This window comes from Meiothermus cerbereus DSM 11376 (assembly GCF_000620065.1).
GTDB classification, from domain to species: domain Bacteria; phylum Deinococcota; class Deinococci; order Deinococcales; family Thermaceae; genus Meiothermus; species Meiothermus cerbereus.
In genome coordinates, this window is record NZ_JHVI01000007.1 from 2501 (window position 1) to 26159 (window position 23659).

Here is a 23659-nt window from a genome sequence, read left to right on the forward strand (position 1 = left end):
CATGCTTCAATAGGCACACCAAAAGACCGCTACTCGCGTAGATAGTCCCTTGATTGCTTGTGAGCACACGGTTTCAGGTTCTATTTCACTCCCCTCCCGGGGTTCTTTTCACCTTTCCCTCACGGTACTGGTACGCTATCGGTCACCTAGAGTATTTAGCCTTACGCGGTGGGCCGCGCAGATTCACCCATAGCTCCACGAACCACAGGCTACTCGGGTACTGGCTACTAGCTTCCATCTTTCGTCTACAGGACTTTCACCTTCTATGGTGGGCTTTCCCAAAACCCTTCGACTAGACTTCCGCTTCGATATCGCCAGCCCCACAACCCCACTGAGCACGCTCAGCAGTTTAGGCTACTCCCCTTTCGCTCGCCGCTACTCAGGGAATCGAACTCTCTTTCTTCTCCTCTGGGTACTTAGATGTTTCAGTTCCCCAGGTTCCCCCTCACTCGCGTGAGTGACCTGTGTTCCCACAGGCCGGGTTCCCCCATTCGGATATCCCGGTATCAAAGCTTACTACCAGCTCCACCGGGCTTTTCGCAGGTAATCACGTCCTTCATCGGCTTAGGTGCCAGGGCATCCACCGTGTGCCCGTTCTATCTTGACCTTTATTCCTTCCTCAGAGTTGCCCCTGAAGATATTAGGTCTATTCGTAACTACCCTGAACTTTTTCCCTCATCACTCGCGTGATGAAAAAAGCGCTCAGGATAGATGTCCTTCGCTTCCTTACTACCCCTTTTTCATGATCCTCGCGCCTGACTTCGTATCAGCAGCGCAACGAGAAGAATATCAAAGGTCTTGGGATGTGTCAATAGGGGTCAGGGTTACGGCTAACCCCTAGCCACTTTCCCCCCTTCCTTAGCTGTTGGAGCAGTTTGCCAAGCTCCCGCACCGGCAGGCCCCGCAGGGGGTTCCTGGGCCAGCACCAGACAGGCCAACCGGAAGAGGCGCTGCCGCTCGGTATGCGCCACCAACACAGGCAATCACCCCCTGACAGCACCCGGCCCCCAGGCCCTCCCTCGTCCAGTGGGTTTAGCCCACACACGCCCTTACGCTGCTCAACCAAACTTTATCTACAATGGCCCTGTTATCGCACCCTTCACAGGCCTGGCCTGGGAGGCAAGTGTGCTGTGCAGGACACAGCAATCAAGCTTTGAGCAGTTCAATATGTGAAGAGCGCCATAAACTGATGCTTGAGCTCCGGCCTAGTGAAGTGCATTTGCCGCTTGTGCCTTTTCTTCACGTGCTACAATAGGCCGCAAGATGGACTTTAGCTTGAAGGAGACGCTATGAAACAACTTTTGTGCGCGGCGCTTCTTATTGTTTCGCTGGGTTGGGCGCAACAAAACCAGCCGACGCCTGCTATTCAGCAGCCCCTGCAACAGGCCCAGGCTGCCCTCGAGGCCGGGCGTCTCAACGAAGCCGTGCAGGGCTTTGAAGCCGTAATTGCCCGCGATTTCTCCAACTACAGCGCACACTTTGGTTTGGGGCTGGCCCTGTACCGCCTGGGCGATTTGCGGGGCGCTGCCTTCGAGTTTGTCCAGTTAACCATTCTCGATCCCAATCGCTTTGAAGGCTGGTTCAACCTGGGGGTGGTACGTGACCGCCAGGGCCAGGCTGCCGAAGCCGCCCAAGCCTTTGCCAGGGCAATTGAGGTCAGTGAGAAAGCCGGCCTGAGTGCCAGCGAACTAAAGCCTGCTTATGTAGGCCAGGTTAAGGCCTTACGCACACAGGGGCAATACGAAGCCGCTGCTGCTGCCGCCCGCAAAGGTCTGGAAAAAATGCCCGGCGACGCCGAGCTGACCTCGCTGCTGGCCGATAGCCTGGTCAAGGCCAACAAGCCCCTCGAGGCCCTACCCGTGCTGTATCAGATTTTGAACAACGACCCCGCCAACCTGCAGGCCATCTCGCAAATCGCCGACATCTATATTGCCCAGGGGCTGCCCCTGCGGGCCCAGCGCGAGATCGAGCGGGGCCTGGAAGCAGCCAAAGATAACGCCGTCCGGGCCCAACTGCTGCTCAAAAAATCCAGCCTGCAACAGGGCCGCGAACAACAGGCCTCCCTTCAGGAAGCCATCCGTCTTGACCCCAAGCTATGGGCGGCTCATTACAACCTGGGCGTAGCCCGCCTGCGCGATGGCAACGCACGGGGAGCTTTGGATTCCTTCCAGAATGCTTATGCCCAAAACCCCGATGAGCCCAAGGTGCTGCTGGGTCTGGCTACAACCTACGACCGCTTAGGCCAGGCTGCCGAGGCAGGTCGCTTTGCCGAAATGGCCGTCAAAACCAGCCAGGGCGCTGAAAAGCTAGAAGCCTTGTTCCTGCTAGGCAAGTCTTCATACGCCCTGCGCCGTTACAGCGAAGCTGTTGAGGCGCTTTTGCAGGTAACCCAACAAAAACCCGACCATGCCGAAGCCTGGTTCTTCCTTGGGGTGGCACAGTTTAGCCTCAAGGATTATGCCGCTGCCGCTGCGTCGCTTGAAAAAGCCCAAGCCCTGGCTCCAAGTGCCGCAACCGCGGCCAACCTTGGCGCAGCGCTCTACTCCGCAGGCAAATACTCCGATGCGGAGCGGGTGCTTTCTCAAGCCGTAGCACTGGATGGCCGCAATGCCGTGGCATGGTACAACCTGGGCCTCACCCTGCGCTCACTGGGCCGGGTGGCCGAAGCCCGACGGGCCTGGCAACGTTCGGCCGACCTGGGCTATGCACCCGCCCGGGACTTATTGCGGTAGATTGATGGCATGGGTTGGATTCGAGCGAACTGGCTGGATGCGCTGATTTTCCTCTTGGTTGCAGCCATTATGGCAGGTGTGGTGTTTTTCCTGGTTGGGGTGAACCCCTTTAGCGGGCCGCAAGGGAGCCAGTCGCCCCCTTCGAGTGTTTCGCCGAGTGCACAGCAACCCACGCCGCCCTCACCAACACCCCAGAGCGCCCCCACAACCGCAAAGCCCCCGCAGCAAACCCCCACTCCGCCTCAAGCGAAGCCCCAGGCAGAGCCCGAGGCTGTGGTTACAGTGTTGCCCGTTCCGCAATCGCCCCCAGCCCCCTCACCTGCTGGCAAGCCTGTCCCGGCACCGCCCAAAGTAGAAGAACGGAAAACCGCCAGCCCCCAGCAAGCCCGCCCCACACCTATTGCAAAAGCCGAGCGCCCGAACCTGACCGCTGAGGCAGGGAATGGCTGGAGGGTGGTGGTGGGTTCATTTAGCAACCGCGAAAACGCCGAGCGCCTGGCCACGACCTTGCGTCAGCAAGGGTATCCGGCGGGCCTCGAGGCCAGCGATGACCTGACCCGGGTTTGGGTCGGCCCCTACAGCCAGGCTCGAGCCCGCGCCGTCGCCGATACCCTTGGCCAGTACCAACCACAAGTAGGGCGGGTTCCGGCCACCAACCCGGCTTCGCCTGCACCGCCTCAAAGCGAAACCGGGGCTGCAACCAGCCGTTACCTTCAGGTTGGGGCTTTCCGCAGCGCCCAGAGTGCCCAGGCAGTCATCGAAGCTGTACGACAGGCAGGCTACCCGGTGGTGCTGCTGCAGGAGGGCGGCCTGGTTAAGGTACGGGTAGGGCCCCTGGAAGATACCGCCGCGGCTGCAGCGGACCTGCGAACCAGGGGCCTCGAGGTTTTGGAGGTTCGCTAGATGCACCCAACAGGAGTTGCCAATGGCTAAAGTACCCAGTGCGGCCATCTCTCGTCTGGTCACTTACTTGCGGATTTTAGAAGACCTCGAGGCCAGGGGTATCAACCGCACCTCCTCCGAACAGCTAGCCGAAGAAGCCCAGGTTACCGCCTTTCAGGTACGCAAAGACCTCTCCTACTTTGGCAGCTATGGCACCCGGGGAGTGGGCTACACGGTACAGGTTTTGCGCCGTGAGCTGCGGCAAATCCTGGGCCTGAACCGCCGCTGGGGGCTCTGCATTGTGGGCATGGGTCGGTTGGGTCAGGCTATTGCTGACTACCCTGGTTTTAGTGAGATTTTCGAACTGCGGGGTCTCTTCGACCGTGATCCCTCCAAAATCACCACCACCTTCCGGGGTTTGCAGGTTGAAAGCATGGACAACCTGCCGCGGGCCGTGGCCGAAAGACGCATCGATTTCGGCCTTCTGGCAGTTCCTGCTGATTCGGCCCAGGCTGTAGCCGACCGTCTGGTAGAGTCAGGGATAAAGGGTATCCTGAACTTCGCTCCAGCAGTTCTGGAAGTGCCCAAGGAAGTAGCGGTGGAGAACGTAGACTTTCTGGCCGGGCTTAGCCGGCTCTCGTTCTTCGTCTTGAACCCCAAATGGAGAGAGGAGATGATCGGATGAAAAAGTTCATTGTGCTGGTAGTAGCCGCTTTTGCACTGGCTGGCTGCAGCAATTTTGTTAGCGACTTTGGGATTCCCACGGTGCGCTTTCACGCCGTATCGTTCGGGCCAGCAGGTAGCGGCTACGAGGTGGTTTTTGAGGTACAACCCTACCCGGGAAGCCCATCGGCGTATGTTACCCAGGTCAACACCAACGGGCCAGTTCTGTCTGGATTTGGCGTACCCGAATGCCCGTCTCAAACCACACCAGACGGCTGCCCCAAGCAAACCATAAAGCTCACCTTTAGTGCCAATCCAGGCACCCTGGACATCACCGGCTATGTAGCCCAAAGTCTAAACGGTACAACGCGTTCCATTATTCTACCTGCCCCAGTACGCATAAATCCATAAGGCAAAGCATTTGCAGAATGTCCTTGCAGCAATGGTCGGCATCTCCAGGTTTCTATGCTGGCCTTGTATGTTTTGGAGGGCCCCATTCCAGCCAAGCCCTAACAGCGGGCCTAACGTAGCTAGCGGCTGTCATGTAGTCTTCAACTAGTCTTCAACGTACATATTGCAACATCCACAGGGCTTCTTGCCGGGATTGCGTAAATCACATCAGCAGTGCTGCCCTTATGCCCGAGCCGGTCAATAGGGACGAGAGCCCCGGTTGTGCAGGGGGATGGGGGCTATAATCATTCAGATGAGCATCAAGTCCTTCACCCTCGACCTTGAAACCCAGCTATCCGAGTTTGAATCACGCTTGCGGGATGTCGTTCGGTCGGAGGTGGAGTTTGTCCAGCTCATTGAAGAAGAGCTGGTAACTGCAGGGGGAAAGCGTGTGCGGCCCCGGCTGGTTTTTTTGGCCAGTAACGCCCTGGGGGGTGTACCAGGCGCCATGGAGCTAGCCCTGGCGGTAGAGCTGTTACACTCGGCCTCGCTCTTACACGACGATCTGGTAGACGACGCCGAGACCCGGCGCGGCAAGGAAGCTGCTTTTCGCAAGTATGGCAACGCGGTCTCGGTGCTATCGGGCGACTACCTGCTGTCGCGGCTGATGGCCCTGCTGGCCCAGACCGGGCGTATGGAGCTGGTAGCCATGTTTGCCGAAACGGCCCGGCAGCTCTCCGAAGCAGAGGTGCTGCAGTTTCAGGTGGCAGCGCTGCACGATTACTCGCTGGAGAACTACGAGCGCATCATCGACGGCAAAACCGCCTCGGTCATGCGGGTCGCCTGCGAAGGGGCCGCGGTGCTGGGGGATGTGCCCCCAGTTCAACGCGAGGCCCTGGCCCGCTTTGGCTCCTTGTATGGCCAGGCTTTTCAGATGCGCGATGACTACCTGGATCTGATGGGCACAACCGAGGTGCTGGGCAAGCCGGCAGGCGGGGATGTGCGCGAGGGCAAAGTTACACTCATCACCCTGCGGCTGCTGGAGGCCTACCCCGACGAAGTGGGGGCCATCTTCAAGCGCCGGGCCAGCAAAGCCGACGATATTGCCCGATTGCAAGAGTTGGCTGTGCTTTCGGGAGCCGACCTCGAGGTCATCCATGCCATTGCAATGCGGGTGGAGCAGGCCATTGCGGCCCTGCGGGCCCTCCCCCCTTCGGCCTACCGAGATGAGCTCGAGGCCCTGGCCCAGCGCGAGCTGGTGCGGGTCAGCTAACCCCGCTCGAGGCTGCAAAAAAATGGCTCCCTTCGGTTTGGGCGCATCCATGACAAACCACCAGGCCTGACGCCGGGCCGGGTGCGGTGGGGTCCTTCAGGCGATGCCTATCCATCTACTGGCGTAGGTTTGCCATGTTCATCAACAGCCACGTAGGTCAGGTTGCCCTTGGTCGCCAGTACCTTGGGCTCGCGCAGGTTTTCGCGGTAGACCTCGACCTCTACCGTCAGTGAGGTGCGGCCCACCCGCACCACCCTGGCCTCCACTTCCAGCAAATCGCCCACCTTGATGGGCACCTCAAACACCACCTCACCCACCCGAACGGTCACACAGCGTTTGCGGGCGTGACGAATGGCCGCGTAGGAACCCACCTTATCCATCAGGCCCAGTACAAAACCCCCAAAAGCGTTGCCGCCGGGGTTGGCGTGCTCAGGAAAAACCAGTTCAAGGGTACGGGCTTCACTCATATCATCACCTTTGACAGCCTACCGGGTTGGTGCAAAGCTCGGCAATGCCGACCAGTCCAGCTCACCCTGTCGGCTTGGAAGCTTGGGGCAGGTATACTCATAGGCGTTGAAAATAGGGGCAAACGCCCAGTCCAAACTGTGCCACAATAGCCCTGCTTTACATCACGGAGGTCTCACAATGCCACTCAGAAACGCCTACCGCCCCCCTGGAGACTCGAGCCTGTGGGATAGTTTTTTACGCCGCCTCGAGGCCACCATCCAGGTAGCCAAAATTCACCCCGCTACCATCCAGTACCTGACCCACCCCAAACGCATGGTGGGCATCTCGCTGCCGGTGGTGATGGACGATGGGGCCGTGCGCAACTTTACCGCCTACCGGGTGATTCACAACATCGCCCGCGGCCCTGCGCTGGGGGGCGTGCGCTACCACCCCGAGGTGGGGCTGGGCCAGACCTGCGGCATGGCGGCCTGGATGACCCTGAAATCGGCGGTGTTTGGCCTGCCCTTTGGCGGCTCGGCAGGGGGGGTGACGGTAGAACCCGCCAAGCTCTCGAGGCGGGAGCTCGAGCGCCTTTCGCGCCGTTACGTGACCGAGCTTATCGAACTCATCGGGCCGGACGAAGACGTGCTGGCCCCCGATGTGGGCACCAACGCCACCGTAATGGCCTGGTTCCAGGACACCTTTACCATGACCCGGGGCCAGACCGCCCTCAGCGCCGTAACTGGCAAGCCCACCCAACTCGGCGGGGTGGCCGTCCGCGATGAAGGCGGCGGGCAGGGCCTGGTGTATGCCCTCGCCGACCTGGCCCAGGTAAAGGGCTGGCCGGTGGACGGGGCCAGCATGGCCATTCAGGGCTTTGGACAGGTGGGTAGCGCAGTGGCCCGCTATGCGGTCAAGGAAGGGCTCAAGGTGGTGGCGGTCTCCACCAGCCGGGGTGGCGTGTACAACCCCGAGGGGCTGGATGTGGTCGCCCTCGAGCAGCACTACGCCCAGCACGGCCACCTCGAGGGTTTCCCCGGAGGACGGTTTATCACCAATCACGAGTTGCTTACGCTAAAGGTGAACTATCTGGTTCCTGCTGCCATAGAGGGCGTTATCCATGAGCACAACGCCCAGCAAATTACCGCCCAGGTGGTGCTGGAGGGGGCCAACGGGGCCATCACCCCTGAGGCCGAGTACCTGCTCAAGCTCCAGGGCGTCCAGGTTGTGCCCGACATCCTGGCCAACGGCGGGGGCCTGGTGCTCTCGTACCTCGAGTGGGTGCAAGACCTCTCTATGTTCTTCTTCGAAGAGGTGGAGATTCAACAAAAACTTCGCGAATTTATCCATCAAAGCCTGCAAGCCGTGCTCGAGCGGGCCAAACCCCTCCAGGGCGACCTGCGGGCCGGCGCGTATGCCCTGGCCGTCGAGCGCATCAACGAGGCCAGCCGCCTGCGGGGCGTCTACCCCTGATGGCTAAAAAGCCACTACTCTCACACATCAGCCAGCACCCGTTATCCGGAGGAACGTATGAAATCTGAACCCCTTTCCTATCTTTGCAGCGACAATATCGGCCCCTGGGAAATCTACCTGGCCCAGGTTGACCGCGTCACCCCCTATCTGGGCAAACTGGCCTTCTGGGTCGAAGACCTCAAGCGACCCAAACGCATCCTGATAGTGGATGTACCCGTCCAGATGGACGATGGTTCGGTGGCCCACTTCGAGGGTTACCGGGTTCATCACAATACCTTCCGAGGCCCAGCTAAGGGGGGGGTTCGCTATCACCAGGACGTAACCCTCTCCGAGGTCATGGCCCTCTCGGCCTGGATGACCATCAAAAACGCCGCTGTGGGGCTGCCCTACGGTGGGGGTAAAGGCGGCATCCGGGTAGACCCCCGCAAGTTAAGCCCCGGCGAGATTGAGCGCCTAACCCGGCGCTACACCTCGGAAATTGGCATCATCATCGGCCCCGACAAGGACATCCCGGCCCCCGACATGGGCACCGGTGCCCGCGAGATGGCCTGGATGATGGATACCTACTCCATGAATGTGGGGCGTACCGCGCCGGGCGTGGTTACGGGCAAGCCCATCGCGGTGGGCGGTTCGCTGGGGCGGCAAGACGCCACCGGGCGCGGGGTGTTTGTAACGGCCGCCGCCGCCGCAGAAAAAATCGGGCTGTCCCTGGAGGGTAGCCGGGTAGCGGTGCAGGGCTTCGGCAATGTGGGCAACGCTGCTGCTCGCATCTTCCATGACCACGGAGCAAAAATTGTTGCGGTCTCGGATGTAACCGGCGGTGTTCGCAACGATGGCGGTATAGACCCCTACGACCTCACCGCCTACGCCAAGCAGATGGGCGGTGTAAAAGGCTACCCCAAAGCCGAGCCCATTCCCGCAGCCGAGGTGCTGACCACCCCCTGCGAGTTCCTGGTTCCGGCTGCCCTGGAAAAGCAAATCACCGAAGCCAACGCCTGGAAGGTGCAGTGCAAAATTATCGCCGAGGGCGCCAACGGCCCCACCACGCCCGCCGCCGACGACATCCTGACCGAGCGCGGGATACTGGTCGTACCCGACGTGATCGCCAACGCGGGCGGCGTTACGGTTAGCTACTTCGAATGGGTGCAGGATTTCAACAGCTTCTTCTGGACCGAAGACGAAATTAACGCCAGGCTCGAGCGCCTCATGCGCCAGTCCTTTGAGGCTGTCTGGCAGGTGGCGCAGGACAAAAAGGTCTCGCTGCGCACCGCGGCCTACATTGTGGCCGCCACCCGGGTGCTCGAGGCGCGTGCCCTGCTGGGGTTGTACCCGTAATACCGGATTCAAAAAGATAATCTTCAAACAAAAAGCGCTAAGAGGCTATCTTTTTGAATCCTAGAGCACACCCCTCGCTGCGCTCGGCGAAGAAAGCGTATCCCTTCGGTCGGGTTAGTTCGTCACCGTTCGGTGACGAACTAACCGAATCTGGTATAAGGCCTGCATCGGGCCAGCCATAGGGGAAACAAAGTTTGAGGGTTTCCACGGGCCTGCCTTGCCTTTGGGAGCCCTCATCGCGCTTCCCACAATTTCTCCGCACACAGTGCGGAGAAATTTACCCAGTACAGCAAAAACCCGCTGTACTGGGTATTCGTGGGAACCGCTCTCATCGCTTTGGCGTATGCTAAAAGCGTGACGCTCAGCAACACCTGGCCTCGCTACGGAAAGGTAACCCTCAAACCCTTTACCGAACCCCTCACCGAGACCGAATGGCGGCGGTTTTACGACTGCTTCCGCGATCCCGAGATTGCCGACTGGAATGGAAGCCGTCCGCTCAAAATGCCTTTGTGGCTCTTCAAGCGGGTGGTCATGGGCGAGGTCAGCCGGGGCGACCGGGTTGGGTTTGGGATTCTGGATGAGCAAGGCGAGTGGCTGGGCACAGTGGAGCTTTACGAAATGAACCACAGCGAGGCCACCCTCGGCATCCTGATTGGCGCCAAGGATCGCTGGGGGCATGGCTACGGCACCGACGCGGTCAAAGCGGTGCTCGAGTACGCCTTTAGCACCTTGAAGCTACAAAAGGTAAAGCTACGCACCTACAAGCACAACCTCCGCGCCCAACGGGCCTTCCAAAAAGCGGGCTTCCGCTACGTAGATGCTCCGCCAGTCCAGGCCCCACGCTTCAATTTTGGCCTGGCTCCCAAGGCTGAGTTCGTGCCCATGGAAATTACCAGGGAAGATTGGGCCTGTTCTTGAGCTGTTCTACCCTACCCGCCCGCATAGAGCCATAACTCACCCCCGGGGGCCAGGGTCAGACCAGGCTTGGGCGCCGGGTGGCCCCGCAAGGGCTTTAGTCGCCCAAACAGCGAAAGCGCCGCCAGCAGCACCATCTGGGCAAAGTGCATCCCCAGGCAAATGCGCTCACCCCCACCAAAGGGGAGATACCCCCAGGCCGGAATACGGCCCTCGAAGCGCGCAGGGTCAAACGCCAGAGGGTTTTTCCACAGGTCGGGGTGGCGGTGGGTCAGGTAGGGGCTGTAGAGCGCCAGCGCACCTTGGGGAATGAGGATTCCGTCAAGCTCGAGGGCCCTTGCCACCCGGCGGCTCCCGATAAAGCCAGGGGGATACAGGCGCAGGGTTTCCTTGATGAGCAAAGGATGGCCTGCCGGGCTGTGCCACTCGGGGTAGCTGGCTGCGTGCCACAGGGCCCAGGCCAGGGTGTGGGCGGTGGTGTCGTAGCCGGCGGCCAGCCCAATCAGAACTTCCTCTGTAGGCAGGTGGGCCGCCAGGCCATAGCCCGCTGCTTGCATCTGGCCCACCCGTCGCCGAACCTGGGCAAAAAGCCACGGGTGCGGCAGCAGTGGGGCTGGAAAGGGCTGCTTGAGGGGTGCTAGGAAGCGGGCCAGCTCGGCCCTGGGAAACTGGCCTTCAAAGTAGGCCACGTTCAGGCTGGTCTGGGCCACCCGGGAAGCCCAGGCCCCGGCCTCAAACTCCCCTTTTGGCCTGATTTCTTGCAAAGCCACCCGTAGGCGCTCCTCGAGCCCCCGCAGGGCCCTGGCGTGAAAATGGGGATCCAACGCCTGGCGCCTGGGCTTGTGCTCGGGGGCGTCGGTGGTGATGATGCCACCGTTGAGGTAAGGCACCAGACTGGAAAAACTGCCCCTGGAACGGAAGGTTTCTAGGTCGGTGAGCAGCCTTCGGTTCCAGTCGGGACTATAGCCCACCACCGCTAAGCGGCCCAGGCCCAGGGCAAAAATCGGCCCTAAGGCCGCCCCTTCCTCGAGCAGGGCTAAAGGCTCACCCGCCCAGCGGGGCAGGTGGGCAAAATGCCCCCAGGGGTAGCCTCTGGGCTTTGGCCACACCCGCCTCAAGCCACCCCTCCCCTCTGGCCTAGAGACCTGTCCAGCAGCCAGCCAGCCCCATTCCAGCCCGAGAGCAGCGAAAGGGGCACGCCTCCACCCGGATGTACGGTCCCGCCCACCTGGGCCAGGTTGCGCAGACCGGCCACCGTCCAGCCGGGGCGCAGGGCTCCCAGAAGCCCATGTGGAGCCCGCCCATAAAGCGCCCCCCGGTAGGCCGTCTGGCTGTAGTCCTGTGGGCTCATGGCCCGCCAGGCCGCAATGGGCAGCGGGTGAAGCTGCTTTAGCCTTGCCAGCAGGTGCTGCGCATAGCCCTGCACATCCGACCCAACATGGGGCAGACTCGGCGCATTGACCAGTAAAAACGCGGCTTTGCCATCGGTGTGCAGGTACAGGGTGGGGTTCTGCGGCCAGCGCCCATCGGCAATCTCGCGCCACTCGGCACGGTAGTCCGGCGAAAAATAAATGTGGTGGCCTAGCGGCACCGCCTCGCTGAGCTTCATCAGCACGGCAAAGCCCGAGACCCCCAGGGCATACCCTGGCAGGGGCAGGCCCAGCCACTGCAAGGTAAAGTGCCGGTCGGCAGCCGAGATATACAGGTCGGCGCTGTGCCAGCCCTGGTCGGTTTGCAGCGCGCCCACCTGGCCTGAGAGTCGCTGCATCTGCAAGACCTTGTGCCCAAACAAAAACCGCACGCCCTGGGCCTGGGCCAGCCTAAAGAGGTAATCGGCTAGGGCCCGCATACCCCCCGCCAGGTGAAAAACCCCCAGCCCCAGCTCCACCCAGGCGATGTTGTGCAGCACCGCCGGGGCCTGGTAGGGGTTGGCCCCCATATAGGTGGCGAAGCGTAGGAAAAAAGGGGTTAGGTAAGGGCCCGAGGCCACCAGCCGGGAGAGCGGCTTGAGCGGGTGGGCCTTCAGGCCGTCGCGCAAGCCATAGCGCGCCAGCTCGGGAAGCTGGGGGGGTGGGGCGAAAATAAAAGTGTCCCTGGCCCCTTCGTACAGGCTTCGGGCCTCGTCCAGCAAGCGCCGGTAATCGCGGGCTTCCTGGGGCGAAAGCTGGGCTAGGGTGGCCTCTAGCTCGAGCTCGGGCGCAAACACCCGCCCATCCGGCCAGGTGTAGCGGGTGAGGGGGGAGACCGGCTTGAGTTCTGGCAGGCTTTTACCAAAGGCGCCCACAATCATGCGGGGAATCTCCGGCAAGGTCAGGACGGTGGGCCCGCTGGGCACTCCCTCCCAGCCCATGGCCTTGCCGCCCGGCTGGTCGAACTGCTCGATAACGGTGACCTCGAGCCCCGCCTTCCTGAGCCGCAAAGCCGCCGCCAGCCCAGCAAAACCCGCCCCAATAACAATGGCCCTCATCGGCTATATTCCCGCCCTTTCCAGGTGTATCTTCTTTGCCCAGAACGCAAATAGACGGGCGTGGCATAAAGAGGTGCCAGCGGAACCAGCACCACCTCCCACCACTCCCGCCCGGTTTTGAGGTTGAGCAGCAGGCGCTCCACAAGCCCCATTCCCCCCACCAGCAGCCACATAGGGTCGAACAGCGCCAGCGGCCAGCACAGGGTATAGGCCAGCAGATGCCCCAGATACGACAGGGCCAGCAGCAGGCGGCTGCGCCCGTGAAACTCAATCAGGTTTTTGCCCAGGCCCTCCACAATCTCGGCAAAGCTGTGGTACATCCGCACCGCCACCAGGCGCCCCCCTAGGGCCAGTGTAATGTGCTGGCCCGCCGCCTTGGTTTTTTGTGCCAGCCGCACATCCTCGAGCACCTCCCCCCGCACCGCCGCGTGCCCCCCCGCGGCCAGATAGGCCAGGCGGGTGAAGGCCATCACCTGCCCGTTGGCCGCCGAGGCCGAAGGGAAGGGCGTAGAAATCATGGGATAAGGCAGGTAGCACAGCAGCACGTCGTCAATCAAGGGCAACAAAACCCGCTCCGGTAGGGTGAGGGTAATCTGGCGCGGGTACACCGAGACCAGCCCGGCTTTTTCCTGCTCCATGCGGGCCAGCACTGCCTGCACCCCCCCTTCACCCCAGCGCACATCGGCATCGGTAAAGATGAGCACCTCGCCCCGGGCGGCCTGGGCCAGCTGCTGGCAGGCCCAGGTCTTCCCCATCCAGCCCTCGGGCTTGGGCAGGCCTGCGATCAGGCGCACTCGAGCGTCTTGGCGACTGAACTGCTCCACTACCCTGGCCGTGGCATCGGTGGAGTGGTCGTCGAGGATCAGAATCTCCTCGACCCCCTGGAGCAAAAAACCTGGCAGGGTTTCCACCAGGTTGTGGGCTTCGTTGCGGGCTGGCACCAGCAGGGAAACCGTGGGGCGCTTGCCTTGCAGTGGCCCCCGTCGCAAAACCGGGAAAACCGCCCCATTAATCAGCAGAATAAACAGCTTCAGACCCAGCCAAAAAAGCACGAAGTAAAGAAGGAAGCTCAACATGCCGTTCTGCCAACCATACATTTTCAGGGTTTCCTGTGTTCCAGTGCCCCCATCAGTTTGCCCAGGGCCGCACCCCAACCGGCCATACGCTCGTGGGTGCTCTTGCGTCCGGCCAGGCGCAGCTCGAAGCCCGGCAGCGGTTCCTCCGCGGGAGCAGTGCGAATTTGATGATCCAGCTCGGCGAGCATCTGCTCCAGCCGTTCGTGCAACAGGTTCAAATCCGGCCCTATGGGTTCGCCAAAAACCAGGTAGGCCTCGGCAAACTCATGCCCCCGCAACACCACCCTCGAGGCTACCGGCACAATCGGAACCCCTGCCTTTTCAGCAAACCAGACCGTACCCTTGTTCAGCTCACCCACTGCCCCCGGGCCGCGCAGTTCGCCCTCTGGAAACACAATCAACACTTCTCCTCGTTTAAGGGTAGCCAGGGCATCTCTGGGCTTGCTGGCCGAAACGGTGTCGAGATACCGAAAAAAGGAAAAATCCTGCAGGCGGCGCTCACCGACTACGATTTTGAAAGGTTTTCCAGCTTCCCAAAACAAGACCGGCAGCAAATAGCCATCCCACCAGGAATGATGGTTGCCCGCCAACACACACACCTGGCCCGGCACATTGCCCTGTACCCACACGCCCCGCAGGCCCCGTTGCACGGTATGGCGAAACAAAGCCCTGAAGGCCAATCTCAACAATCGTTCCCAAGGACGCATCATAAGGGCATCACCACAAGCTTTACAGGTCGCACTCACGGTTCGTGGCCCACCCAGCCTGCTTGCTCCACCCAAGCCGCTGAATCCGGTCGAACCACGCTAACACATTCATGGCCAGGCCACACACCACCGCTGCAGGCCATAGGCCAAACAGGGCCAGGCCCACCGGGAGAAAAAGGGCCTCTAAGCGGTAGGCCCAGGCAAAAGCGCCATCCTGGTGCAGGCTTGGCCCCAGTCGCCCGTACATCCAGGAAATAACCGCGCCCACCGCAAACCAGGCCAGGTAATTCTGGATGGGTGCGCCGTACCAGAGGGGGTGAGGGTCTTGCCAGGTCCAGTAGCCCTTGGCGGGCATCAGGGCTTCCAACCCCAGGTCCCAGGCCACCACCAGCAAGCCCGTAAACCAGGGCCGCCCCCCAGCCAGCACGTGGGCCGAGAGCACCAAGGCAAACCAGCCCAAAGGCACAATCAAGGGCACGCCCCCAACGGTGGGCGGCGGCGCCCCTTGGTAGGTATACAGGCCAAAGGGAATACCCGTCTTGCTGCCCAGCAGCTCCACCCCAAGCCCCAGGACAAAAGCCAGGCCAGCCAGCAGCACAATCCGCACTCCGATTCGCCCCCATCCCCACAGCAGTGCCGCCAGGCTAATCAGCACCATCTGCACCGTGCCAAGCAGGGGGAAGGCCTCGGGCAAGAGCGGAACCGGAACGCGCACCAGCACCGCCAGGGCCAGCAACACCATCCAGGCTTTGAGGTGCAGGCAGAGCCAACCCAGCCGGGCCAGGGCCTCCGGTTGCCTGAGCAGCCACACCACCTGGAACATAGCGCTGGCCGCTAATGCTGCCCACACCCCCATGACTGCCTCCCGGCCCACCAGCCAGCCCATCCCACCACCCAGCAAGGCCACCCCCAGCAGCGGGCGGCGGGCAGCCCAGAGCAGGTCGCCACCCCAGACCGCCAGGGCAGCCAGCACCGAGCCCCAAACCGCCAGGGCCACCCCCAGCAACCCACCCCCGCCCAGCACCAGCAGCACCGCCCCCAACAGCGCCAGGCCCATGCCCAAAAGCCCGCCCAGCCCACGCAACCAGGTCGGGCCCACCCCTGCCCCCTCAGGCCGAAGCAGCACTAACGCTCCCCAGGCCAGCCCTAGTGTAAGTAGCGTGATGAACAACTCCACATTACCCTCGTTTTGCCGGCATCTCGCCCAGTCTGGCCCGTTGCAAGCGCATGTTCAACACATCCAGGGCCGCTTTAGCAAAGGCCGGAATATCCACCGAGGCCATAATTTGCAGGTCCTCGAGCCAGCCCGTCTCCTCGTCCAGGAAGCGCAGCACCCGTTGGGGCGGGTTGCGGCGGAACAGGTCGGCAAACACCTTGGGGCCAGAGCTACGCTGCTTTTCCAGCACGTTGAGCAGCACGCTGTCCATCAGGGCGTGGCGCCGGAAGGCCGGTTCGGGGTAGAAGGGCTGGCCGGTCTGGGCCAGCGCCTCGGCGATGCGCCGGGACTGCTGCTGAATGCGCTGAAAGGTGTAGCCGGTAGAGGCCTTGGTACGCCCCCCGGCCATCCCGATGTTCATCACGTGGGGGCTAGGCCGACGGATAAAAGGGGCATCGGTCATGGGGATGATGCCAAACTCGGTCTCGAGGATCCGGTAGTTTCCCAGCCCCAACACGCCCTCGAGGTATTCGCGCAGCCCTGCATCGTAGGCCTCTGGCGATAAAAGCTCGGGCGAGAACAGAGTGTACTCCACCAGCGCGGTACGGGCATCGAAGGGCAGCACATAACCAAACCGCACCGACCCTTGCTGGGCCACCCGGAAGTCCATAAAGGTAGCCGCCTCGGCATCGAAGGTCGCCAAGGGTGTTTGCACCACCCAGCCCTTAAAGTGCTGCAACAGGTGGTGGTAACGAGGGTTTTTGGGGGGAGGCGCATACAAGCTGCTGAAGACCCACCGCCCGGTAAAGGTCTGCCCCTCCAGCCCCACCACCGCCCCCCGCTCGCCTTCCTGGATATGGGTGATCTCGCCGTACTGAACCGAGATGTTGGGCTGCTGCTTTAGCCAGCGGTTCATGAAGGTGTAGAAGTCCAGACCGCGGATCATCTTGTAGGCATAGGGGGCAATCTGCAAGCGCCGAGAAATTCCTTCACCGTGGAACCAGATTTGATTCCATTTGCGGAAAACCATCGCCTCGAAGGGATTTTCGCCCACTTCCCAAAAACACCAGGTGCGGTCGTTGGTGGTTTTGGGAGCCCGGTCGAGCAGCAAAATTCGCTTATCTCCCAAGCCCGCCTGCACCAGGTGGTAGGCCAGGCTCAGGCCCGCCGCACCCCCTCCCGCAATGATGTAGTCGTAAGAATCGCTCACCTTGCCATAGGCTACGCTGCGAGGCCTCGAACAGGCTAGCCAGGGTTACAAATGCGGGCCCTAAATTAGACGTCGCACGGGCTCCGTAGACACCTTCACCAGGCCACCTAGCTACGGCCTGGTTTGGTACTGCCGCTCCTTGTCCCAGTCGTCCAAGCGTTGTTTCACCGCCTGAAGGTCGCCCCGTAGGCCGCTAAGTTCGCGTCGCACCACCCTTAGGGCGCTGGCCTCGACCAACAAGGTCACAATGTGCTGGTTCAGGCTTACCCCTTCGGCCTCGGCCTGCTCTAAAAGCCGCCGGTGCAGGCGGGGGGGCATCCGCACCAGCACCCTACCGCCGTATTCGCGCTCGGTGGAGGGCAGCGGGATCTCGTCGCCGTGCTCGTAGGCCACCTCGAGCCACAAGCGCCGGGCATCCTCGATCATCTCCATTGCTTCTTCTGCGGTCTCACCCACCGAGACGCAACCCGGAAGATCGTTGATGGTAGCGGTGTAACCCCCCTCGGCCTCGGGAACCAGCGTGACGGGATAGCGCAGGCCCAGGTAGTACTCCAAAGGCTTACGCCCAGTCTGCCTCTTCATGCCTCCTCCTCCTGTAATTGCTTCAACACTTTCTTGAGGTAAGTAGCCTTTACCACCTGTCCCTTGTGTTTGGGCACGGTCAGCATTCGACCGTCTGGGTGGCGAAAGATGTGATGGCTTCCACTCGAGCGCACCTCTTCAAACCCAAGGGCCTCGAGTACCCTCGCTACCTCCTCGTAGCGCATTTCGGGCGGCAGACGGCGCATTTTCTCGAATAGTTTCTCGAGCTGGCCCATCTGCTCCTCTTCAATATGATATCACATATAGTATCATGTGTCTATCTGGTGTCTACACCCGCTTGCGGCTCAAATCTTTCAGCAGCACCCGGGCCGCATTCCGCCCGCTGGCGCCCATAATGCCCCCACCGGGGTGGGTGCTGGCCCCGGTCAGGTAGAGGCCTTTTATGCCAGGAAAGCGGTACTCGTGGGCCCCCAGCCAGGGGCGGAACATAAACATCTGGTCGGGGGTCATCTCCAGGTGCATCACGTTTCCGGCAGGCATGGCGAACTCGTTTTCCAGCCAGAGCGGCGTCTGCACCAGCTCGGCCACAATCTTGCGGCGGATCTGGGGGTCGAAGCGCTCGAAGCTCCGAATCACGCCCTCTCTGGCCTCGGCGGCGCGGGTTTCCCACGTCCCGGAAGCCAGCTTGTAGGGGTAGTACTGCGCCCACAGCCACAGGGTCTCGCCCCCTGGGGGGGACAGGGTCGGGTCCACCGCGCTAAAGCTCATGGCAATCAGGGGCGGGTCGCGGGTGGGCTCGCCCGCGAGGTAGTCGCCATAGGCCCGGTAGAGCTGCAGTTCGTCGGTGATGAGCAGGCCCAGCCCGATGCGGGCCTCGTCGGCGGGGTGGGTCTGGTAGCAGAGTTTTTCCGAGAGACCCAGCCGCAGCACCAGACCGAAGCCGTTGCCCACCCGCAGCCCTTTGGCTACCTCGGGGGTCTGGTCGGCGGGCAGCAGGGCCAGGGTTTTCTGGATGTGCGCGCCCGAGACCACCACCCGCGCACTTACGGTCTGCCCATCGGCCAGGCGAATTCCCACGGCCTGGTTGCTCGAGACGATGACCTCGGAAACAGGGCTGTCCAGGTGCACCTTCCCCCCCTTGGCCTCGATGGCCCGCACCAGGGCCAGCGACAGGCCCCCCGAGCCCCCCCGGGGACGGGCCACCCCGCCCACGTGGTACAGCGGGTGCCACAGCAAAAAAGGCGAGGATAAGGGATCGGAGGGCGGCGGCCCGGACTGCGCGGCCATCCAAACCAAAGGGGCCCGCACCCGCTCCTCGCTGAAATACTCCCGGGCCACCTCGCCATAGGGCCGCAAAATTTGGGGCAGGCGCTTCTGCCAGTCGCGCCCGAAGCCGGCCCCCCAGACCATCTTGCGTCCCAGATTGAGTGGGCTGGGCGAGGCCAGAAAGGCCTCCTTGACCGCCTGACCAAAAGGCAGCCAGTCGCGCATGAAGCGGCGGTAGGCCTGGCCCTGCCCCGGGTAGCGCTGGTCCAGCTCGAGGGCGGTGCGCTCGGGGTCGCGCCACACAAACCAGCTCTCCTGGGCGTCGGAGGCGTGAAAGAGAGGGTCGAGCTCGAGGTACTCCAGCCCGTACTTGTAGAGCTCGAGCTCGTCCACCACCGGCGTCAGGCGAATCAGGATGTGGGCGCTGCCCCCTAAGTCGAAGCGGAAACCCTCATGGTCAATGGTCGAGACTGCCCCGCCCGGCACCTTGCGCCGCTCGAAAACCCCTACCCGGTAGCCCGCCTGGGCCAGATAGGCCGCCGTTACCAGGGCGTTGTGCCCCGCGCCCACCACCACCACATCGAAGTCCGGCATCTCGGGCGAATGATACCGCAGATGAGGCTCGTTCAAAATGGGATGAACCGTGCTTCAAGCGCCCCGTAGCCAGATGGCCTTGGGCAGAAGCAGCACCCGCTCGTAGGTGGAGAGCGAGGCCCGGCGCGAGAGGTTGTCCCAGCCGTTCAGCTCGAGCTTGTCCAGAATACCCTGGTACTGCAGGGCCGCTAGCGCCACCGCCCCGCGCCCGGTTTGCAGATACTTCAGACCGGCCAGGCCTTCGCGGTAGAGCCGACGGGCCTCCTGGGCCAGTTCGCGCATCAGGGCCACGTAGCGCGGGCTGATGTAGCCCTGGCGCAGCTCTTCGATGGACACCCCATGCTTGTGCATCAGCTCGGCGGGTAAGTAGACCCGCCCCAGGGCCAGGTCTTCTCCCACATCGCGCAGGCAGTTGGTGAGCTGCATGGCCTGGCCCAGTTTGATGGCGGCGTCGCGCCCTGCCTCGCCCGCCCCGCCAATGGGGGCAATCATCAGCCCCACCGTACCGGCCACCCGGTAGCAGTAGGTGTAAAGCTCCTCCAAAGCTTCCAGGCGTACCGGATTCAGGTCGGCCAGAAAACCCTCTTTCATATCGGCAAAGGCTTGTTTGGGGATGTCCCAGCGCTCTAGCGCCCAGGTCAGAGCCATTTCCCAGTCTTCCCTGGGAACCCCGGCATAGGCCCGCTCGATACCGGCCCACCATTCGCTCAGGTCGGCGAGCGGGTTTACGGATTCGTCCACGGCGTCGTCGCCAATACGACAGGCTGCATATACAGCCCAGGCTCCTTTACGGGCCTCGCCCCAAAACAGCAGGCTACCGTAGTAAAACGTAGCCGAATGGCGACGGATGATTTCCGATACAGCCTGCCAGTTGGGTTCCATAAGCATCTCCCGAAGCAACTTACAAAAAAGCACTGTTTGGCTAAGAATGCACCGACCCTTGAATAGTGACTTTTGTCCCTATCACAAATCCTACCGACCCTTCCCGCCAGCCGTCTACCTTGAAACCACTTTTGGACAGTGAGTCCATTAGCTCCGGGAGGGTGGGGAAGCGCAGCCCAGCCCATTCTAGCACGCGCTGTAAGGGGCCTGGGGAGTGGTGGCTGAACATGATCCACAGCCGCCCACCCGGCTTGAGCACCCGGTACATTTGGTGCACTACCTGCTGGGGGTTGGGAAATTCGTTCCAGCTACCCCCCACCACCACCCCGTCCACCGAGGCCTCGGGCAGCGGGATGGCCTCGGCTCGAGCCAACAGGGGTACGAAACCTGCGTGTCCCCCAGCCTTCTGCAGGGCCACCTTGAGCATGGCCGGCGAGAGGTCGAGGGCAAAGACCCGCGCCGCCCCCGCCTCGAGCAAAGCCCTGGCATATAAGCCCGTAGAGGTTCCTAAATCCAAAAAATCCCGCCCTGCCACCGGCTGCACCGACTGAAGCATCAGGGAAAACTCCTCTTCCAGCGGAAAAGGTCGGCCCGAAAGCAGTGTGAGCGCCCGTTTGCGCCAGATTTCGTAGCCCCGGGCCGTAAGGGGCCACAGGTTGGTGCGGGCCGCCAGCGTGAAAGGGGCGGTTTGACGTTGATCTGGGAACAATTCGCGCATGGATGACCTTATACCTGGGATAGGTTCCTAAAACTGAACAAACTCTGGACACACACTCCAACAAACCCTTGACATAAGTTATACAGTAGCGTATACTATTTTTCAATAGAGGGATTTACTTATGCGAAGCGACCTGGGGGTTTACACCATTGCCGAAGTAGAAGAGCGCACCGGGCTTTCCAGTGCTCTGCTCCGCCAGTGGGAGCGTCGGTATGGCTTCCCCCGGCCCGAGCGTTCGCCGGGTGGACACAGGTTGTACAGCGAGACCGACCTCGAGGCCCTGCGCCACATCAAGCAGTGGATTGCTGAAGGCGTGGCCCCGGCCCAGGCCGTCAAGCGCTACCTCGAGGGCCTGATCCAGGAAGGCCCCCGTCCCCCCGAGGCCCTTTCCAGGGAGCTCGAGGAGGCCCTGCTACGGGCCGACACCGAATCCGCCGAGCGCGTCCTCTCGGAAGCCTACAAACTGCACCCGATAGAAAAGGTGGTGATGGAGGTAATCTCGCCCTGCCTGCGCCGCATTGGTGATGGCTGGCATATGGGCCGGGTTAGCACCGCACAGGAGCACTTCGCCAGCACCTATCTGCGGGGCTCGTTGCAGGGCCTGCTCAATCTGATGGGGGGTTCGCTGGGGCCTACCCTGGTGGTCTCTACCCTGCCCGGTGAACAGCACGAGATCGGGAGCCTGATTACCGCCCTGTTCTTGCGCCGGGCAGGCTACACCGTGCACTACCTGGGGCCCAATACCCCCCTGGCCGACCTCAAGTCGTTTGCCGAGCGCACAGGGGCCAAAGCCGTGGTGCTTTCGGCGGTGCAGCCCATTTCACTGGAGTCGCTGCCCCAGGAGGCCCTGCGCGGCCTGGCGCCGGTGGTGGTGGTGGGTGGACAGGCCGCAGCCAACGACCCCCGCCTGGTCGAGCGCCTGGGGGCGCGTTACATGGGCAACGACCCCCGAGTCCTGGCCGATGCGCTCTCGGCAACCCTAAAGGAGGCTGGCTTGTGGTAAGCAGAAAAAGCGCTGGTATGGCTCGAGGCTCACGCTGGTTACAGTGCAGGTTTGGCAGCAAGGAGACAGTATGAAAAAGGTACGCAGGAAAGAAGTGATTTACCGGGCAGGCGACCGCGCAGATGCGCTGTACCACCTTGAGCGCGGCCTGGTGCGCATCATCGAGATACTACCCGATGGCCGCCAGCTCACCCTGCGCCACGTGCTGCCGGGGGACTACTTTGGCGAGGAGGTGCTCTCGGAGCGGCAGTACAAGTACACCGCCGAAGCCCTCACCGAAGCAGCGGCTTTTGCGGTCGATCCCAAAACCCTCTCCAACGACGACCTGCGGGCCCTGGCGGCCAGCCTGGCCAACCAGATGGCACAGGTGCAGGCCTACGAAACCCACCTCCAATGGGGCGAGCTGCGCAGCCGCATCTGCCGTTACCTGCTCTACCTGGCCGACACCGCCGCCCAGGGGCGCGACGAGCGTGGGGTTTTTGTGACCGCCAGCCACGAAGAAATCGCCGATGCCACCGCTTCTACCCGCGAGTCGGTGAGCAAGCTGCTCTCCGACCTGCGCCACGAGGGTCTGCTGGACACTGGCTACCGCAAGATTTATCTGGTCGACCGCAAGTCCCTGGAACTCGAGGCCGAGAGTCGGATGCTGCAAGCAGTCTGAGGTGGGCATGAAGGTTCTCCTTATTGGTGGCAGCGGCTATGTGGGCAGCCACATGGCCCAGCACCTGCTGGCCCAGGGTCACCAGGTAACGGTGGCCTCGAGGCGCGGTGAGGGGCCCCTCGAGGGGGTGCGCTATGTGGTGGCCGATGCTGCCAAAAACGAGGGCCTGCTCGAGGCGGCCCAGGGCCAGGAAGCGCTTATCTATCTGGTGGGTATCATCCGCGAGCGGGACGGCCAGACCTTCCGGCTGGCCCACGTGGAGGGGGTGCGCCACAGCCTGGCCGCAGCCAAGGCCGCCGGCATTCCCCGGTTCGTACACATGTCCGCGCTAGGCGCCGCCCGCGGCACCGGCAGCCGCTACTACGAGACCAAGGCCGAGGCCGAAGAGCTGGTGCAGACCTCCGGGCTGGACTGGACCATTCTGCGCCCAAGCCTGATTTTTGGCCGGGGCGATGAGTTTTTTGGCGGTGTGCTGAAGGGCCTGGTCAGCGCGCCTCTTCCCTTCATACCCCTGATTGGCGACGGCAGCTTTGTTTTCCGCCCCATCTGGGTAGGGGACGTGGTCATGGCCTTCGAACAAGCCCTAAAGCGCCCTGGCACCATTCACCGCAGCTACAACCTGGTCGGGCCCAAAGAATACACCTTCCGCGAACTGCTGCTTTTGGTGCGCGATACCCTGGGCTCTCGCAAACCCCTGCTCCCTATTCCCCTAGCCCTGATGGATCTGGTGGTGCCCCTTATTTCTCCCCTGCCTTTTAGCCCCATCACCCTGGATCAGTACCGCCAGCTAAAAATGGGCAACACCGCCGACCCCGTTTACATGCGCAACGCCTTTAGCCTGGAGGAGCGTTCACTAGAAGCAGAACTGCCCAACATCCTCTCAACTAAACGGTTGGTTGGTGCTTAGTCTGGAATACTGTTGAAAAACACAGGCAGGTCTACCCTGAGGGCGTGACTGAGTCCGCTCGGCCTTACCTGTTGAAAATGCATACGCCCACCGACCCCCTCAAACGCTTTGAGGAAGCCCTTCCGCGCAACCGCGAAAGCCTGCTCAGGCTGTGGGCAGCTCTGGCTCCCCGTGTTCGTGCCTCCGACCCAGCACGCTATTTTGCCGTGCAAGAAGCCCTCGAGCTCGACCTACCCTTTACGGTACTGGCACTGTACGTGTTCCGCGAGTGTCGCCGGGCGCTGGAAAACAGCCCTGCCCAGGAGCGTGTCGCCGAATAGGCCTGCCCTCTGGCCTATCGGGGCAAAGCCTGCTGGCTT

General features: G+C 62.0%; 24 protein-coding genes and 1 rRNA gene (1 of these 25 only partly in view). 12 read left to right on the forward strand and 13 right to left on the reverse strand.

Annotated elements, in window-relative coordinates:
- Positions 1 to 607, reverse strand: a 23S ribosomal RNA gene (locus Q355_RS0102145); it reaches 2316 nt to the left of the window's first position.
- 682 nt (positions 608 to 1289) lie between these two features.
- Here Q355_RS0102145 and Q355_RS0102150 point away from each other — a divergent pair.
- The 5 genes from Q355_RS0102150 to Q355_RS0102170 all read left to right on the forward strand — a co-directional run bounded on the left by Q355_RS0102150 (position 1290) and on the right by Q355_RS0102170 (position 5940).
- Positions 1290 to 2732, forward strand: a complete 1443-nt coding sequence (locus tag Q355_RS0102150) for a tetratricopeptide repeat protein (protein WP_027876268.1) — start codon at positions 1290 to 1292, stop codon at positions 2730 to 2732.
- A 273-nt stretch (positions 2733 to 3005) separates the two neighbouring features.
- Positions 3006 to 3635, forward strand: coding sequence for an SPOR domain-containing protein (locus tag Q355_RS16140; protein ID WP_245597456.1), 630 nt, complete (start codon positions 3006 to 3008; stop codon positions 3633 to 3635).
- 22 nt (positions 3636 to 3657) lie between these two features.
- Positions 3658 to 4299, forward strand: coding sequence for a redox-sensing transcriptional repressor Rex (locus Q355_RS0102160; protein ID WP_027876270.1), 642 nt, complete (start codon positions 3658 to 3660; stop codon positions 4297 to 4299).
- The gene (locus tag Q355_RS0102165; RefSeq protein ID WP_027876271.1) at positions 4296 to 4688 is read left to right on the forward strand and encodes a membrane lipoprotein lipid attachment site-containing protein; all 393 of its coding nucleotides are present in this window, start codon (positions 4296 to 4298) and stop codon (positions 4686 to 4688) included. Before Q355_RS0102160 ends, Q355_RS0102165 begins: the two co-directional genes overlap by 4 nt.
- A 292-nt stretch (positions 4689 to 4980) precedes the next feature.
- Complete coding sequence (locus Q355_RS0102170) at positions 4981 to 5940, forward strand: polyprenyl synthetase family protein (protein ID WP_027876272.1); 960 nt, start codon at positions 4981 to 4983, stop codon at positions 5938 to 5940.
- A 107-nt stretch (positions 5941 to 6047) separates the two neighbouring features.
- On the opposite strand, the gene Q355_RS0102175 is transcribed toward Q355_RS0102170, so the two are convergent.
- Positions 6048 to 6407 (reverse strand): acyl-CoA thioesterase, encoded by a 360-nt coding sequence (locus Q355_RS0102175; RefSeq protein WP_027876273.1) that lies wholly within the window; start codon positions 6405 to 6407, stop codon positions 6048 to 6050.
- Positions 6408 to 6585: 178 nt separating this feature from the next.
- Here Q355_RS0102175 and Q355_RS0102180 point away from each other — a divergent pair, with 178 nt between their 5' ends.
- The 3 genes from Q355_RS0102180 to Q355_RS0102190 all read left to right on the forward strand — a co-directional run bounded on the left by Q355_RS0102180 (position 6586) and on the right by Q355_RS0102190 (position 10113).
- Positions 6586 to 7860, forward strand: coding sequence for a Glu/Leu/Phe/Val family dehydrogenase (locus Q355_RS0102180; RefSeq protein ID WP_027876274.1), 1275 nt, complete (start codon positions 6586 to 6588; stop codon positions 7858 to 7860).
- Between the two features lie 57 nt (positions 7861 to 7917).
- Positions 7918 to 9195: a Glu/Leu/Phe/Val family dehydrogenase gene (locus Q355_RS0102185; RefSeq protein WP_027876275.1), complete on the forward strand. Its 1278-nt coding sequence runs from the start codon at positions 7918 to 7920 to the stop codon at positions 9193 to 9195.
- A gap of 354 nt (positions 9196 to 9549) precedes the next feature.
- Positions 9550 to 10113 carry a GNAT family N-acetyltransferase gene (locus Q355_RS0102190; RefSeq protein WP_027876276.1) on the forward strand — a complete coding sequence of 188 codons (564 nt, stop codon included), beginning with the start codon at positions 9550 to 9552 and terminating at the stop codon, positions 10111 to 10113.
- 11 nt (positions 10114 to 10124) lie between these two features.
- Here Q355_RS0102190 and Q355_RS0102195 read toward each other — a convergent pair whose 3' ends face one another.
- The 11 genes from Q355_RS0102195 to Q355_RS0102245 all read right to left on the reverse strand — a co-directional run bounded on the left by Q355_RS0102195 (position 10125) and on the right by Q355_RS0102245 (position 20729).
- Positions 10125 to 11219 (reverse strand): cytochrome P450, encoded by a 1095-nt coding sequence (locus Q355_RS0102195; RefSeq protein ID WP_245597465.1) that lies wholly within the window; start codon positions 11217 to 11219, stop codon positions 10125 to 10127.
- A 5-nt stretch (positions 11220 to 11224) separates the two neighbouring features.
- Positions 11225 to 12577, reverse strand: a complete 1353-nt coding sequence (locus Q355_RS0102200; RefSeq protein WP_027876278.1) for a phytoene desaturase family protein — start codon at positions 12575 to 12577, stop codon at positions 11225 to 11227.
- Positions 12574 to 13653 carry a glycosyltransferase family 2 protein gene (locus tag Q355_RS0102205; RefSeq protein ID WP_027876279.1) on the reverse strand — a complete coding sequence of 360 codons (1080 nt, stop codon included), beginning with the start codon at positions 13651 to 13653 and terminating at the stop codon, positions 12574 to 12576. The genes Q355_RS0102200 and Q355_RS0102205 overlap by 4 nt, the downstream gene beginning before the upstream one ends.
- A gap of 23 nt (positions 13654 to 13676) precedes the next feature.
- Entirely contained in the window at positions 13677 to 14363 is a 687-nt protein-coding gene (locus tag Q355_RS0102210; RefSeq protein WP_027876280.1) for a lysophospholipid acyltransferase family protein, read from the reverse strand.
- 19 nt (positions 14364 to 14382) lie between these two features.
- The gene (locus tag Q355_RS15250) at positions 14383 to 15537 is read right to left on the reverse strand and encodes a carotenoid biosynthesis protein (RefSeq protein WP_245597457.1); all 1155 of its coding nucleotides are present in this window, start codon (positions 15535 to 15537) and stop codon (positions 14383 to 14385) included.
- A 1-nt stretch (position 15538) separates the two neighbouring features.
- Positions 15539 to 16726 carry a lycopene cyclase family protein gene (locus Q355_RS0102220; protein ID WP_027876281.1) on the reverse strand — a complete coding sequence of 396 codons (1188 nt, stop codon included), beginning with the start codon at positions 16724 to 16726 and terminating at the stop codon, positions 15539 to 15541.
- A 111-nt stretch (positions 16727 to 16837) separates the two neighbouring features.
- Entirely contained in the window at positions 16838 to 17308 is a 471-nt protein-coding gene (locus Q355_RS15255) for a type II toxin-antitoxin system HicB family antitoxin (protein WP_051529271.1), read from the reverse strand.
- On the reverse strand, positions 17305 to 17544 hold the full coding sequence (locus tag Q355_RS0102230; RefSeq protein WP_027876282.1) for a type II toxin-antitoxin system HicA family toxin: 240 nt from the start codon (positions 17542 to 17544) through the stop codon (positions 17305 to 17307). The genes Q355_RS15255 and Q355_RS0102230 overlap by 4 nt, the downstream gene beginning before the upstream one ends.
- Before the next feature lie 52 nt (positions 17545 to 17596).
- Complete coding sequence (locus tag Q355_RS0102235; protein ID WP_027876283.1) at positions 17597 to 19129, reverse strand: phytoene desaturase family protein; 1533 nt, start codon at positions 19127 to 19129, stop codon at positions 17597 to 17599.
- Positions 19130 to 19183: 54 nt separating this feature from the next.
- A complete protein-coding gene (locus Q355_RS0102240; protein WP_027876284.1) occupies positions 19184 to 20011 on the reverse strand; it encodes a phytoene/squalene synthase family protein in 828 nt (275 codons plus the stop codon).
- Between the two features lie 40 nt (positions 20012 to 20051).
- Complete coding sequence (locus tag Q355_RS0102245; RefSeq protein ID WP_027876285.1) at positions 20052 to 20729, reverse strand: class I SAM-dependent methyltransferase; 678 nt, start codon at positions 20727 to 20729, stop codon at positions 20052 to 20054.
- Positions 20730 to 20850: 121 nt separating this feature from the next.
- On the opposite strand from Q355_RS0102245, the gene Q355_RS0102250 reads away from it, so the two are divergent.
- From Q355_RS0102250 to Q355_RS0102265, 4 genes are all read left to right on the forward strand, one after another.
- A complete protein-coding gene (locus Q355_RS0102250) occupies positions 20851 to 21732 on the forward strand; it encodes a MerR family transcriptional regulator (protein ID WP_027876286.1) in 882 nt (293 codons plus the stop codon).
- Between the two features lie 70 nt (positions 21733 to 21802).
- Positions 21803 to 22393 carry a transcriptional regulator LdrP gene (gene ldrP, locus Q355_RS0102255; RefSeq protein ID WP_027876287.1) on the forward strand — a complete coding sequence of 197 codons (591 nt, stop codon included), beginning with the start codon at positions 21803 to 21805 and terminating at the stop codon, positions 22391 to 22393.
- Between the two features lie 7 nt (positions 22394 to 22400).
- Positions 22401 to 23300 (forward strand): complex I NDUFA9 subunit family protein, encoded by a 900-nt coding sequence (locus Q355_RS0102260; protein ID WP_027876288.1) that lies wholly within the window; start codon positions 22401 to 22403, stop codon positions 23298 to 23300.
- Positions 23301 to 23344: 44 nt separating this feature from the next.
- Entirely contained in the window at positions 23345 to 23620 is a 276-nt protein-coding gene (locus Q355_RS0102265; protein WP_027876289.1) for a hypothetical protein, read from the forward strand.
- Positions 23621 to 23659: the final 39 nt, after the last annotated feature.